Raw genomic sequence first — 13,635 nt, 5'->3', positions numbered from 1 at the left:
GGGGCAGGGCTCGCGCGGCCGACGATCGGTCGCGAAGCGGAGCAGTCTCGCTTCAGCGATATCGCGATGCACCGTGCGCGCTCAATCGCGTGAAAACGCAGGCCAGTCATGCCGTTAGGGGTACCATGCGTTTTTTGCAGAGCCGATGAAGAGTGGGTTAAAACCGTTCCAGGCCGCGATGCGAAACATCAGGTGCTCGATCCCGAGGGCCGCGCTCTGGCGGAGGGCCGGCCGATCGCCTAACCCTCGCCCCGGATCGCGGCGGGGACGCGCGGCAGGCGGGAGCGCGGGAGATGAAGACGCCGGTGAGGATCTTCGCGGCGGCGGCCGTCGCCCTCGCGGTCGGCCTCGCGGTGATGGCGCATGATCGGCAGATGGGGGCCGAATGGGCCGTGTCCGCCGAGCAGATCGCCGACGCTCGGGCCTACGGAAAGCCCGGCGTGGAACTACCGCCGGGTCACATGGTGACCGAGCCCCAGCGCAGCGAGGGCGCGGACCGGCTTCCCCTGAAGTGGATCCTCCTCGGCCTGGTGGCCGGCGGCGCCGTGCTGGCCGGGACGGGCCACCGGCGCGAGCCGGCCCGGAAACCGGAGGGACGGCGCTGACGCCCGGCCCCTGTCGCCTGCCGGGCACACCGGCCTGAAAAGCCGCCGCGGCCATTGACGCCGTAGCCGCCGATCGGGCCTCCTGACCCCCGACGGTTCCTCAGGATCGAGGATCAAAAGGGAACGCGGTGAGGGCGAGCGCCCGAGGCCGCGGCTGCCCCCGCAACTGTAAGCGGCGAGCTCCTCATCAGCACGTCACTGGGTTCTCGGACCTGGGAAGACGATGGGAGGGCGGTGACCCGCGAGCCAGGAGACCTGCCGTCAGTCGTGGTCACACGCGAAACGCATCGGGCGGGGTGTCCTGATGGGTGTCGGGGTGGATGCCGCGTGGCATCCGTGCCGGCCTCGTTCGCGGTGACGTGCCACAGACGTCGCCCGAGGTCCCATGTCGTCCTCTGATTTTTGTTCGCCCTCTCGTTCTCGATCATCTCGGCGTTCTCGCGCGTTTCGCCGTTCACGGCTTTCCCGCCGATCCTGGCTCCTCGCCGCCTGCGCCGGTCTCGCCCCCTACGGCGCTGGGATTCCTGACGCCGTCGCCCAGAGCGCGCAGGCGGATCTCGCCGAGTTGTCCGTGACCGCGGAGGCACCGGCGGGCGGCGGGCGTGGACCGACCGCCAATGCGGGGTACGTCGGCGGCGTCACCGGCATCGGCGGCGGCCTCCGGACCGTCGATGCGGCGAGCGCCGGCGTGATCTCGGGCGCGGCGCTGAACAGCCGGCCGATCACCCGGCCCGGCGAGGTGCTGGAGAGCGTGCCCGGCCTCATCGTCACCCAGCATTCCGGGGAGGGGAAGGCCAACCAGTTCTTCCTGCGCGGGTTCAACCTCGACCACGGCACCGACATCGCCATCGCGGTGGACGGCATGCCAGTGAACATGCGCACCCACGCCCACGGCCAGGGCTATGCCGACCTCAACTTCCTGATTCCCGAGCTCGTCGGCGCGGTGGCGTTCCACAAGGGGCCGTACTTCGTCCGCGACGGCGACTTCGCCTCGGCCGGCTCGGTGCGGATCGACTATCTCGACACGGTGGAGCGCAACCTCGCGCTGACCTCGCTCGGCAGCTTCGGCTACAAGCGCGCCCTCAGCATCGCCTCCGCGGCCCTCGGCGAAGGCCGCCTGCTCGTGGCCGGCGAGGCCCAGACCTATGAGGGCCCCTGGGACGTGCCGGACCGCCTCGCCAAGCTCAACGCCGTCGTCCGCTACAGCCAGGGGACGGCCCTCGACGGCTTCGCGCTGACGGGAATGGCCTACTGGGCCAAGTGGAACGCCACCAACCAGATCCCCGAGCGGGCGGTGGCGGAAGGCCTGATCGGACGCTTCGGCTCCCTGGATCCCACCGATGGCGGCGACACCGGCCGCTTCTCCCTCTCGGGCCGCTGGAGCCGGACGAGCGACGCCGGGATCACCCGGGCGAGCGCCTACGTCATCCGCTACGGCATGAACCTGTTCAACGACTTCACCTACTTCCTCAACGATCCGGTGAACGGCGACCAGTTCCGTCAGCGCGACAGCCGCGTGCTCGGCGGCGGGGAGGTCAGCCATACCGTCCAGGGCAGCCTGTTCGGCGTGGCCATGGAGAACGAGATCGGCCTCCAGACCCGCACCGACAGCATCCGGGTCGGCCTGTTCAACACCACGAACCGGCAGTACCGCTCGACGGTCCTGGACGACCGGGTGCTGGAGGCAAGTGGAGCGTTCTACTACGAGAACCGCCTGCGCTGGACCGACTGGCTGCGCACCAGCGTCGGCTTCCGCGCCGATACCTATTACGCCGACGTGGTGTCCGATACGGCGGCGAATTCCGGCACGGCGCGCGACAGCATCGTCAACCCGAAGCTTGGCCTCGTGCTGGGCCCGTGGTTCGACACCGAGCTGTTCGTGAACTACGGCGGCGGCTTCCACTCGAACGACGCCCGCGGCGTCACCGCCACGGTGGATCCGACCAGCCCCCTGTTCACCATCAGCCGGTCGCCCTTCCTGGTGCCCTCGACGGGATCGGAGATCGGTCTGCGCAACCGCAGCATCGCCAGGCTGGAGACGGCCGTGACGCTGTTCCAGCTCGATTTCGCGTCCGAGAACCTGTTCCAGGGCGACAGCGGCACCACCGAGCCGAGCCGTCCCACCCGCCGCTTCGGCATCGAGTGGACCAACCGCTACGCGGTGACGCCCTGGCTCTCCCTCGAGGGGGACCTGACGGTGACCCATGCGCGCTTCGCCGACCGCGACCCCGTCGGCGACCGGGTCCCGGAGGCGCCGACCACCATCGCCTCGGCCGGGTTCACCGTCGGCGAGGGGCCGGGCTGGTTCGGATCGATGCGCCTGCGCTACTTCGGGCCGCGGCCGCTGATCGAGGACAATTCCGTGCGCTCGCGCCCGACCGCACTCGTGAACGGCCGGGTTGGCTACAATTTCGACAATGGGGTCAGCCTGTCCCTCGACGTGCTGAACCTGACCAACGCCAAGGCCGACCAGATCACCTACTTCTACGCCTCGCGCCTGCCCGGCGAGGCGGCGGACGGCGTCGCGGATCGGCACATCCACCCCGTCGAGCCGACCGCTCTGCGCCTGACCCTGGCGGGGCGGTTCTAGGCCCCGCGCACCCGTCAGCCCGTCAGCTTCGCCAGCGCGATGGCATCGCGCCCGACCAGGGGCGCGAGCTGCGGCTCGCCCTCGGCCTTCATCCGCTGCACCAGCCCGGCCTTGATCGCGGGGATCAGGCCGGGGCCTGCGTAGACGAGGCTCGAGTAGAGCTGCAGCAGGCTGGCGCCGGCCCGGATCTTGGTCCAGGCGGCCTCCGCCGAGTCGATGCCGCCGACGCCGACCAGGGGGAGCTTTCCGCCGACCCGGAGGTAGGTCTCCGCGAGGAGACGGGTCGCCGCGGCGAAGAGCGGCCGGCCGGAGAGCCCGCCGGTCTCGCGGGCGAGGCTCGCCTCGCGCAGGGTCTCGGGGCGGGCGATGGTGGTGTTGGACACGACCAGACCCTGGACGCCGCGCCGCAGGGCCGTGGCCGTCATCGCGTCGAGGGCGTCGAGGGTGATGTCGGGCGCGATCTTCAGCAGGATGGCGGTGGCCGGATGGGTCGCGTCCCGCGCCTCGACCACACGGGCGAGCAGTTCGTCGAGGAAGGCCTCGCCCTGGAGGTCGCGCAGGCCGGGCGTGTTCGGCGAGGACACGTTGACGGTGACGAAATCCACCAGCGGCGCCAGGGCACGGGTGCAGGTCACGTAGTCGGCGAGGCGGTTGGTCGACTCCTTGTTGGCGCCGATGTTGACCCCGACGCGTCCGGGCCGGCCCTGGCGGGCGGCGAGACGCCCACGCACCACCTCGAGGCCCTCGCTGTTCAGGCCAAAGCGGTTGATGACCGCCCGGTCCTGCGCCAGCCGGAAGACCCGGGGGCGGGGATTGCCCGGCTGGGCCTTGGGAACGACGCCGCCGACCTCGACGAAGCCGAAGCCGAGCCCGAGCAGGGCGTCGGGAACCTCGGCGCCCTTGTCGAAGCCCGCCGCGAGGCCGACCGGATTGGGGAAGCGGCGGCCCAGGACATCCACGGCCAGGCGGGCATCGTCGGCCGGCGGACGGCGCGGGGGCAGGGCGGCGAGGCCGCGCAGCGTGAGATTGTGCGCCGTCTCGGCATCGAGGCGATGCAGCAGGGGCTTGGCCAGGGGGAAGAGGGCGCCGATCATGCCGGGCGTCCTTCGACGATCGCTGCTGCGCCGAGATCACCCGGGAAGACGTGGCGTCCGTCGGCCCCGAGGGGCAGGTCGCTGACGGACCGGACGGCCTTCAGGTCCAGGTCGGCGTAGAGATGCGGGAACAGATCGCCCCCCCGCGACGGTTCGTATCGCAGGGCCGGTCCGAGATCTTCGGCCTCCACGGCGACGAGAACGAGGTCCTCGGCACCGGCGAAGTGACGGGCCGCGGTCTCCGCCACCTGGGCGGCGGTGGAGAAATGGATGTAGCCGTCGCTGCGGTCGATCGGGGCACCCTCGAAGCGGCCGATATCCTCGGCCCTGCACCAGAGGGCCCGGGGGGAGATCTTGTAGATGAGCGCCATGCCCGCTCCGTACCGGGTTTCGCGGGGCCGATCAAACACCGCCGGAGCGTCGGAAATCGCAACCTGAGGGACTAAGTTGACATCATGAGTTGCCAGGACCTCACGATGACCCGGCGGGCCGGATTGGCAGCCTTCGCACCATTGCTATCCGAGAAGAATAGTTCTACTTTCCTAACTCTAGGCTGGACGTCTTAACCGAAATACGCTTTGAGCTTTCGATGCTGTCTCATGAACAGATTTGGACCGCAATCGACCGCTTAGCGGAACGTCATGGATTCTCCGCGTCCGGTCTCGCGCGCCGCGCTGGACTGGATGCGACGAGCTTCAATCGCTCGAAGCGCATCGGCCCCGATGGTCGCAAGCGCTGGCCCTCCACCGAATCAGTCTCCAAGGTGCTCGCCGCCACCGGGGCGAGCCTCGACGAGTTTCTCCGGCTGATCGAGGCGCGCGACGGCCCGCCGCGCACGATGATCCCGCTGATCGGCATGACCCAGGCCGGCGCCGGGCGCCTCTTCACCGACGAGGGCATGCCCACCGGCGGCCCAGGCTGGGAGGAGATCGAGTTTCCGGATCTCGCCGACGATCGCGCCTTCGCCCTAGAGGTGCAGGGCGATTCGATGGCGCCGCTCTACCGCGACGGCGACGTGCTCATCGTCTCGCCGACGGCCGGGGTCCGAAAAGGCGACCGGGTGGTGGTGCGGCTGGTGGCCGGCGAGGTGCTGGCCAAGGAACTCAAGCGCAAGACCGCGCGCACCATCGAGCTCGCCTCGCTCAACCCGGAGCACGAGGACCGGGTCGTCAACGTCAGCGATATCGCCTGGATCGGCCGGGTGATGTGGGTGCGCCAGTAGCATCTCCGGCGCAGCTTTGCCGTTCCCCCGGTTGCGGCTATGCCTTGTGGCCGGAGGGGCCGCGCGCCCCGGATCGGCGGACAGGCCATGGCATTGCCCCGGACGGACGATCACGCTGCGGAAAGCGCACCTGAGGCCGGGCTCGCCCGACTGCTGAGCGCTTCGGCCGTGCCGGCCGCGCTGCTGGCGCCGGACGCACCTGGCGGCCGTCTCCTCCTCGCCAACCGCGCCCTCCGCGACCTCGTCCAGCGCCCTCCCGATGCGCCCTCCGACGGCGACCTGCACGACTGGCTCGGCCTCGGCGGCGACCGGGATTCCGGCTCCACCTTCGCGGCGGCCCTGGCCGACGGGGCGCCCGAGGGCGTCGAGGTGCTGGCACGTCCGGGCGGCGGCGCGGCCTTCTGGGCGCAGGTCTTCATCGTCCCGGTTCCGGAGACCCACTACCGGCTCGCGCAGGTCGTGGACGTCACCCGCCGCCACGACGCGGAGGGAGCCCTCGCGCTCTCCCGCCAGCGCGAGGCGCTGGGCCTGCTGACCAACAGCGTGGCGCACGAGTTCAACAACTTTCTCCAGATCCTCATCGGCTATATCGACGGGCTGAAGCGCCGTCTGGGCGACCGCGACGAGCCCTTCATCCAGCGCGCCATCGTCCGCTCCACGGATGCGGCCGAGCGAGCCACCACGCTGACCCGTCAACTCCTCGCCTTCTCGCGCCGCATCGCGCCCGATGTCCGCCCCGTCGACCTGAACCAGCTCATCGAAGCGTTCGGTGCGCGGATCGGCCCGACACTGCCGGCGCGGATCACCCTGGAGACCCGGACCATGCCGGGGCTCGCCTGCGGCCTCAGCAACCCGACGCAGATCGAACTCGCCCTGAACCACATCGTGGCCAATGCCTGCGAGGCCATGCCGGCCCCCGGGCGCATCGTGATCGCGACCTTCGCGGTGCCCCCGGGGGACCGCGCCCTTCAGCGGCCCGGGGACGGCGCCGTCGGCATCACGGTGACCGACGAGGGCCAGGGCATGTCCCCCGAGATGGCGGCCCGCGCCCTCGCGCCCTTCGTCACCAGCCGCGAGGCCGGCCGCGGTGCCGGGCTCGCCATCGTCCACGGCCTGGTGAAACGTCAGAACGGCACGGTGTCGATCGACTCGAAGCCCGGGGAGGGCGCCACGGTCCGGATGGTCTTCCCCGCGGCGCTTTGAGGAGAATCCAACAGGATTCTGTCAAGAACAGCGGACTAAAACTCCGGCGCGAACGTCACCATATCAGGAGCGGCGTCATCGCCGGACTTCCCAGTTGTTCACCAGAGGCGTTTTCATGCTCACCTCCACCACTCGCCGGAAGCGCGCGGCGTCCATCCTCGCGCTCGCCGCGACGCTGGTTCTCGCCGCGCCCGTCGTCGAGGCGCGTCCCGGTAGCGGCAGCAGCGGTGGCATGGGTTCGCGCGGCTCGCGCACCTACGCGCCGCCCTCGGCCACCACCACGGCGCCCGGCGCCCCGGCCCCGATCCAGCGCTCGCAGACTCAGCCCGGCCCGGCCATGGGCAATCCCGGCATGAACACGGCCGCACAGCCCGGCCGACGCTTCGGCGGCGGCTTCATGGCCGGCCTGCTCGGTGCCGGCCTGCTCGGCGCGCTCCTGGGCGGCGGCTTCTTCGGCGGCCTCGGCGGGATCGCCTCGTTCCTCGGCCTGATCCTGCAGGTCGGCCTCGTCGTCCTGCTGGTATCCTTCGCCGTCCGCTGGTTCCGCCGGCGCCAGGGCCAGCCGGCCGCGGCCGGCCTGTCGCGCTCGACCCTCGACGGCGCCGGTGCCAACCCGGGCCCGATGGGTGGCGCGCCGCTGGGTGGTGCGCCCGGCGGCGCCCCGATGGGCGGCGGCTACGGCAACGGCCAGCGCGGTCCCGCCCCGGTCCAGCCGGTGCAGGCGCGTCCGGTCCAGATCGGACCGGGCGATTTCCAGAGCTTCGAGATCGCGCTCAACGACGTGCAGGCGGCCTATGGCCGTGAGGACGTCGCGGCGCTGCGCAACCTCGCGACCCCGGAGATGGCCGGCTACTTCATCGAGGAGCTGCGGGCCAACGAGGCACGCGGCGTCGTCAACCGGATCTCCGACGTGAAGCTGCTGCAGGGCGACCTGTCCGAGTCCTGGGGCGAGGGCAATGCCGAGTACGCCACGGTGGCGATGCGCTACGCCATCAAGGACGTGACCCTCGACCGCCGCACCGACCGCGTCGTCGAGACCGGCGAGCCGGAGGCCGTGGAGCTCTGGACCTTCGTGCGGGAGCGTGGCGGCCGCTGGGTCCTCTCGGCGATCCAGCAGGGTCGCTGACGGTCGGCTTCACCCGGTATCGATCGAAAAGACAGGGCCGCGCGGAGAGATCCGCGCGGCCCTTTTCACGTCGTGAGAGGCTGAGGCGAGCCGGGGGCTCAGACGGGGCGGTAGGCCTGGGCCATCGCCACGAAGGCGGAGACCGGGACCTCCTCGGCCCGGGCGGTCTCGGGAATGCCGGCGGCCTCCAGGAGCCGGGCGGGATCCGGGACCGCCGCCTTGAGGCTCTGGCGCAGCATCTTGCGGCGCTGCCCGAAGGCCGCCCGGGTGATCGCTTCGAGGGCCTGGACCGAGCAGGGCAGGGGCGCGCGCCGGGGCGTCAATCGGACGACGGAGGACGTCACCTTCGGCGGCGGCACGAAGGCCGAGGGCGCGACGTCGAACAGGATGTGGGCCTCCGTGCGCCAGCCGCAGAGGACGCCGAGGCGGCCGTAATTCGCCCGGTCGTCCTCGTCCGCGACGATGCGCTCGGCGACCTCGCGCTGGAACATCAGTGTCAGGGAATCCCACCAGGGCGGCCAGGCCCCGCCGGTGAGCCAGCCGACGAGGAGGGGCGTGCCGATGTTGTAGGGTAGGTTCGCGACGATCCGCGCCGGTCCCATGCCGATCAGCGGCACCGGGTCGAAGTTCAGGGCGTCGGCATCGACCACCTCGAGGCGTCCCGGATGATGCGCGGCGATCTCGGCGAGCGCCGGCAGGGCTCGGGGATCGCGCTCGATGGCGATGACCCGTGCGGCGCCCTCGGCCAGCAGCGCGCGGGTCAGGCCGCCGGGGCCCGGTCCGATCTCCACGACGGTGACGCCCGCGAGCGGTCCGGCCGACCGGGCGATCCGCCCCGTCAGGTTGAGGTCGAACAGGAAGTTCTGTCCGAGCGCCTTCTTGGGCTCCAGGCCGTGCCGGCGCACCACCTCCCGCAGGGGCGGCAACCCGTCGATGCTGACGCTCCCGTCCTCGCTCACGCGCCGGCCTTCACGAGACGGGCGGCGAGGCGGAGCGCCGCCATCAGGCTGTCGGGCCGTGCGATGCCCTTGCCGGCGATGTCGAAGGCGGTGCCGTGGTCCGGCGAGGTGCGGATGAAGGGCAACCCGAGGGTGACGTTCACGCCCTCGTCGAAGGCCAGGGTCTTGATCGGGATCAGGGCCTGGTCGTGGGTCGGCGTCAGGGCCACGTCGTAGGTCTCCCGCGCCCGCGCATGGAACAGGGTGTCGGCGGGCAGGGGCCCGCGGATGTCGATGCCCTCGCTCTGCAATCGCAGCACCGCGGGCTCCAGCACGTCGCGATCCTCCGTGCCCATGGTGGCGTTCTCCCCCGCATGCGGGTTGAGGCCGGACAGCACCAGGCGCGGCCGGGCGATGCCGAAGCGCCGGCGCAGGTCCTCGGCCACGATGCGGGCGGTGCGCAGGACGAGATCCTGCGTCAGCAGGTCGGGCACCCGCCGCAGGGCGACGTGGATCGTCACCGGCACCACCGCCAGGGTCTCGCTCCACAGCATCATCACGGGGAGCGGCGGGGTCTCGCCGGGCTCCACCGCGCAGGCGGCCAGGAACTCGGTGTGGCCCGGATGCGCGAAGCCGACCTGCGTCAGGACGTACTTGGCGATCGGGTTGGTGACGAGGGCGGTCGCCGCCCCGGAACGGACGAGGGTCACCGCCGTGGTGATCGATTCCAGCGTCGCACCGGCATTGGCGGAATCGGGCCGACCCGCCACCGCGTGGATCGCGGCGCCGCTCGGCAGGGCCATCACCGGCAGGGCGCGCCCGAAGACTTCGGTTGCGAGGTCCGGGCCGACATCCGCGATGGGAACCTGAAGGTTCAAGTCGCTCGCCCGCCGCTCGATGAAGGCGGGATCGCCGATCAGGAAGAACGGCGGCAGGCCGGGCCCGGCATCCCGCAGGCGCCAGGCCATGAGGGCGAGTTCCGGCCCGATGCCGGCCGGATCTCCGAGCGTGAGGGCGATCGGCCCGTGCAGGCTGCTCACCGCATCACTCCGCGTCGTTCGAGGGGTGGGCCGCCTCAGCGGACCGTCGAGATGCCGTCGGCCGTGATGGCCGTGTTCAGGTTCTGGCGGAAATCCGCCTCGCCCAGGGTCTTCAGTTCGAGCCGGAGCAGGACGGTCCGGTTGCGCTCGCTGGTGCCGAGCGCGGCCGCCACCGGCGAGACGATGTAGTTGACCGACACCGTCGTGCACTCGTCCTGGTAGCCGCCGCCGATGCTCATGCCCGACAGGTAGGCGCGCCCCGGGTTGCGGTAGACGGGGGCGTCCCCGACGGGGTTCGCCAGGTAGGAGGCGTAGGCGGTCTGGAAGTTGTCGCGCACGTCGAGGTAGTGCGACAGGTCCACCAGGGCCGAGCCCGTGACGAACCAGTTCGGGGTCACGTGATAGGTGGCCGAGGCGGTGATGCCCTCGCGGCGGTTGGCGAAGCCGAGGGCCGGCTGGGCCTTGTAGTAGGAGTAGAACGCCGAGAGATCGATCGGCGCGAAGGGGGCGAGGCGGGCGATCACGCCGGTCTCGACCCGGTTCACCCCGAGGTCGGCGTGATCGAAGCGTCCGCGGGTGATGAAGGTGATGTGCTGGTTCGGCGAGAGCTGGAACCGGCCGACAAAGTCCGAGGCCCGGGTGTCGAGGCCGGAATCGAGGCCCACATTGGCGATGTCGCCGCGGCGGAACGAGTTCACGCCGGCGATCTGGATCGACTCGCCGAACATGACGTTCGCGTACCAGCCGGCCGGGGTCACGACGGAGTACTGCGCGCCGAGATTGGTGCGCACGCCGCCCTCGACCCGGTCGTAGCCCGAGAACTTGTCCCACTCGAACAGCGAGGTGTCGTCGAAGATCAGGCTCTGGGCATCCTCGTTCGGCAGGCGGCCGATATGGGTCTCGCTCGGCCGCGCGATGACCTGCGCGATCGGCTCGATCGTGTGCACGCCGAGCGGTCCGAAATTGCTGACGAACGGGTAGCGGTAGTCGATGCCGACGGCGGGCAGCACCCGGCCCGAGAAGTCCGCGTCCTGCGTCGCGATGTTGGCGGACAGGGCGTTCTGGTAGCCGGAGGTGCGCGGGTCGACGAAGAAGGCGTCCGTGCGCAGGTAGGCGAAGGGCGTGAAGACCTGGCCGACGTCGTCGATGAAGCTGCGGCGCCAGGAGAGCTGGGCCGAGGCGCGGGTGTTCGTGCCGGCGAGGCCCCGGATCACGCACTGGCCGCGCGAGAAGGACGTGCAGGTCTCGTAGAGGTAGTAGGTCCTGCCGTTGATCGTCGGCGTCTGCAGATAGGCCGTCGGGCTCTGGACCGCCTGGAAATCCGTCGCCTGACGGGTCAGGCTGGTGATGTTGGCCTCGAACCGGACCTCGCCGCCGAGGAAGCCCGGCCCGTTGATGCGCTTGTCGTAGTCGATCACCGGCGCGACGAAGGGCTGCTCCTTCTGCCAGTCGAAGCTCGACAGGCCCTTGAAGTAGTAGCCCCGCGCCTCGAACCACGAGCGATCGCCCTGACCGATCAGGTAGGCCGTCGAGACGGCCTCACGGAAGTAGTCCGTCGTGATGCTCTGGTTGCGGATGCGGTAGTTGTCGAGGAACCACTTGTCGGTGACGCCGACGATGTCCCAGCCCGTGCGCCAGCGGTCGTTGATGTAGAACTGGCCCTTGGACTCCACCGAGCCGCGGAAGTCGCGGTCGCCTGCGCCGAGCGGGCCGGGCAGGAAGGCGCTCGGCGTGGTCTGGAAGATTCCGGAGAGGCGCAGGTTGTAGGAGCCCGTTTCCAGGCGATGGCGGAACTCCGCCTGGCCGAGGACGCCCTGGTTGCTGAGGAAGGCCGGCGACAGCGTCAGGTCGTAGTTCGGCGCCAGGTTGACGAAGAACGGGGTCGCGAGGCCGGAGCCCAGGGCCGTCGAGGTGAGGAAGCGCGGCGTCAGGAAGCCGGTCTTGCGCTTCACCGTCGGGTCGGCGGTCTCGAAATAGGGCAGGTAGGCGACCGGGATGCCGCCGATCTCGAGGGTCGATTCCTCGAACGCGACGGTGTGGGTCTGGTTGTTGTGGATGATCTTGGTGGCGCGGATCTGCCAGAGCGGCGGCGTCTCCGGATTGTTCTTGCACGGCTCGCAGGCGGTGTAGGTGCCGTATTCGAAGCTGGTGCTGTCGCCCTCGATCCGCTCGGCGCGGGGCGCCGAGAAGCGGGTGCGGACGGTCTGCCCGTTGAGCTCGACGCTCTGCTGCACCCGGAGCGCGTCGATGAAGCCGTTCTTGAAATCGTCGGTGAGCTCCATCTTGGAGCCCGTGACCACGGCGCCCGACGCCTCCGTCAGGCGGACGTTGCCCTCGGCGAAGACGCGGCTCACCTTGCGGTCGTAGATCACCCGATCGGCCTGCAGGGTGCGCGGGCCGTAATGCAGCTCGGCATTGCCGCGGGCCGTCACCGTGTTGCGGTCGTTGTCGTAGACGAGCTCGGAGGCTTCCACGAGGAGGCGCTCGGCCGGCTTGGCCGAATCCAGTTTGCCCGAATCCGGCTTGCCTGCCGCCGACTTCGCCGCAGCCGTCTTGGGGACACCCTGGGCGAGCGCCTGCCCGCCGGGCGCCGCGGGGGCGACGGCCGTGAGCAGCACCACGAACCCCGTGGCCAACGTGATGTCGGCGACCTTACGCAACGCCAGTCCCAACTCCTGCCAAGGCTTGCGCCCCTTCGCCACCACCGAGTCCGACATCAGCCGTCCTCCTGATAGAGAAGCGTGAGCGTACCAAGGAGACTCCCTACCACGGCCGGGAACCACGCCGCCACAGCCGGCGTCACGATTCCCGAGGCACCGAGGCCTTCCAGCACCTGTCGGGCGACGTACAGCACGAACCCCGCCGCAACGCCGCCCAGCACCAGTTTGCCGACACCACCAAAGCGGAAGAACCTTAAGGAAACGCTGGCCGCCACCAGCACCATGGCCAGGAACAGGACAGGCCGGGCCAGCAGCACGTCGTATTGCAGGCGGTACCGCGTGGCATCGAGGCCGGCCCGCTCGGAGCGCGAAATGGTCTCCGGCAGTTGCCAGAAAGGCACGGATTCCGGCGGCGTGAAGCGCTGGCGCACCTGGGACGGCACCAGCGTCGAGGCGATCAGGTAGGTGTCGAAGCTTTCGGCCGGCTGGCCCTTGGCCATCACCCGGGCCTGGCTCAATTCCCAGTAGCCGTCGTGGAGGCTGGCCTTGGCCGCCTCGATCTGCGCGGTGAAGATGCCGGCCTCGTCGAAGGTGAAGACCGAGACGCCGGCCAGCGTGGTGGTGCCCTCCACCGCGGTGTCGGCCCGGATGATCGCCTGCCCGTCGAGGCTGCGCTGGCGGATCCAGAGGTCCTTGCCCGAATTGGCCTTGGTCGAGCGCGAGAAGATCTTCGCCTCGATCTCGGTGGAGCGCTGCTTCATCAGCGCCGAGACCGGATTGTAGACCCCCACGGTGAAGGCCCCAATGGCGAGGGCGACGAACACGCCCGGCTGCAGGAACTGCCAGGCCGAGATGCCGGCGGCCCGGGCCACCACCAGTTCGAGCTTGCGTGAGAGCTGGAGCAGGGCGGCCATCGAGCCGAACAGGATGGCGAAGGGCAGCACGCCCTCGGCCACCGCCGGGGTGCGGTAGAGCGAGAGCTGCGCCATCAAACCTGTGGACGCGCCCTCGGCATCGCCGGCGCGGCGCAGGAGCTCGACGAAGTCCAGGGTGTAGACAAGCGTGAAGACCGTGAGGAACACGCCCAGGATCGTGCGCACGAAGCGCATCGCGAAGTAGCGGCCGAGGGTGGCGCCGATCAGCATGGCGTCAGCTCC

General features: G+C 70.3%; 11 protein-coding genes and 1 riboswitch. Of the genes, 5 read left to right on the top strand and 6 right to left on the bottom strand.

What is annotated here, in order from left to right; all coding sequences use genetic code 11:
• Positions 1 to 293 precede the first annotated feature (293 nt).
• Positions 294 to 605, top strand: a complete 312-nt coding sequence (locus CRT23_RS15430; protein ID WP_103710406.1) for a hypothetical protein — start codon at positions 294 to 296, stop codon at positions 603 to 605.
• 76 nt (positions 606 to 681) lie between these two features.
• Positions 682 to 883, top strand: a riboswitch (cobalamin riboswitch).
• Between the two features lie 293 nt (positions 884 to 1,176).
• Positions 1,177 to 3,195 carry a TonB-dependent receptor gene (locus CRT23_RS15425; RefSeq protein ID WP_103710460.1) on the top strand — a complete coding sequence of 673 codons (2,019 nt, stop codon included), beginning with the start codon at positions 1,177 to 1,179 and terminating at the stop codon, positions 3,193 to 3,195.
• Positions 3,196 to 3,209: 14 nt separating this feature from the next.
• Here CRT23_RS15425 and CRT23_RS15420 read toward each other — a convergent pair whose 3' ends face one another.
• The gene (locus tag CRT23_RS15420; protein WP_103710405.1) at positions 3,210 to 4,289 is read right to left on the bottom strand and encodes a quinone-dependent dihydroorotate dehydrogenase; all 1,080 of its coding nucleotides are present in this window, start codon (positions 4,287 to 4,289) and stop codon (positions 3,210 to 3,212) included.
• Positions 4,286 to 4,660, bottom strand: coding sequence for a DUF952 domain-containing protein (locus CRT23_RS15415; RefSeq protein WP_103710404.1), 375 nt, complete (start codon positions 4,658 to 4,660; stop codon positions 4,286 to 4,288). The genes CRT23_RS15420 and CRT23_RS15415 overlap by 4 nt, the downstream gene beginning before the upstream one ends.
• Positions 4,661 to 4,878: 218 nt before the next feature.
• Here CRT23_RS15415 and CRT23_RS15410 point away from each other — a divergent pair, with 218 nt between their 5' ends.
• The 3 genes from CRT23_RS15410 to CRT23_RS15400 all read left to right on the top strand — a co-directional run bounded on the left by CRT23_RS15410 (position 4,879) and on the right by CRT23_RS15400 (position 7,840).
• Complete coding sequence (locus tag CRT23_RS15410) at positions 4,879 to 5,511, top strand: helix-turn-helix transcriptional regulator (protein WP_055956401.1); 633 nt, start codon at positions 4,879 to 4,881, stop codon at positions 5,509 to 5,511.
• Positions 5,512 to 5,598: 87 nt separating this feature from the next.
• Complete coding sequence (locus tag CRT23_RS15405) at positions 5,599 to 6,714, top strand: ATP-binding protein (protein ID WP_103710403.1); 1,116 nt, start codon at positions 5,599 to 5,601, stop codon at positions 6,712 to 6,714.
• Positions 6,715 to 6,829: 115 nt separating this feature from the next.
• On the top strand, positions 6,830 to 7,840 hold the full coding sequence (locus CRT23_RS15400) for a TIM44-like domain-containing protein (protein ID WP_055956395.1): 1,011 nt from the start codon (positions 6,830 to 6,832) through the stop codon (positions 7,838 to 7,840).
• A gap of 98 nt (positions 7,841 to 7,938) precedes the next feature.
• On the opposite strand, the gene rsmA is transcribed toward CRT23_RS15400, so the two are convergent.
• From rsmA to lptG, 4 genes are read right to left on the bottom strand one after another with little or no spacing between them, the layout of a single operon-like run.
• A complete protein-coding gene (gene rsmA, locus CRT23_RS15395) occupies positions 7,939 to 8,799 on the bottom strand; it encodes a 16S rRNA (adenine(1518)-N(6)/adenine(1519)-N(6))-dimethyltransferase RsmA (RefSeq protein WP_103710402.1) in 861 nt (286 codons plus the stop codon).
• Complete coding sequence (gene pdxA, locus CRT23_RS15390) at positions 8,796 to 9,818, bottom strand: 4-hydroxythreonine-4-phosphate dehydrogenase PdxA (RefSeq protein ID WP_055956389.1); 1,023 nt, start codon at positions 9,816 to 9,818, stop codon at positions 8,796 to 8,798. The genes rsmA and pdxA overlap by 4 nt, the downstream gene beginning before the upstream one ends.
• Before the next feature lie 35 nt (positions 9,819 to 9,853).
• Positions 9,854 to 12,535 (bottom strand): LPS-assembly protein LptD, encoded by a 2,682-nt coding sequence (locus CRT23_RS15385; RefSeq protein ID WP_103710401.1) that lies wholly within the window; start codon positions 12,533 to 12,535, stop codon positions 9,854 to 9,856.
• A complete protein-coding gene (gene lptG / locus CRT23_RS15380; RefSeq protein WP_103710400.1) occupies positions 12,535 to 13,623 on the bottom strand; it encodes an LPS export ABC transporter permease LptG in 1,089 nt (362 codons plus the stop codon). The genes CRT23_RS15385 and lptG overlap by 1 nt, the downstream gene beginning before the upstream one ends.
• Positions 13,624 to 13,635: the final 12 nt, after the last annotated feature.

The sequence above is a fragment of the Methylobacterium sp. V23 genome (assembly GCF_002917135.1).
Lineage (GTDB): Bacteria > Pseudomonadota > Alphaproteobacteria > Rhizobiales > Beijerinckiaceae > Methylobacterium.
Note: the sequence above shows the minus strand (reverse complement) of the source record. Positions and strands in the feature narration are given on the sequence as shown.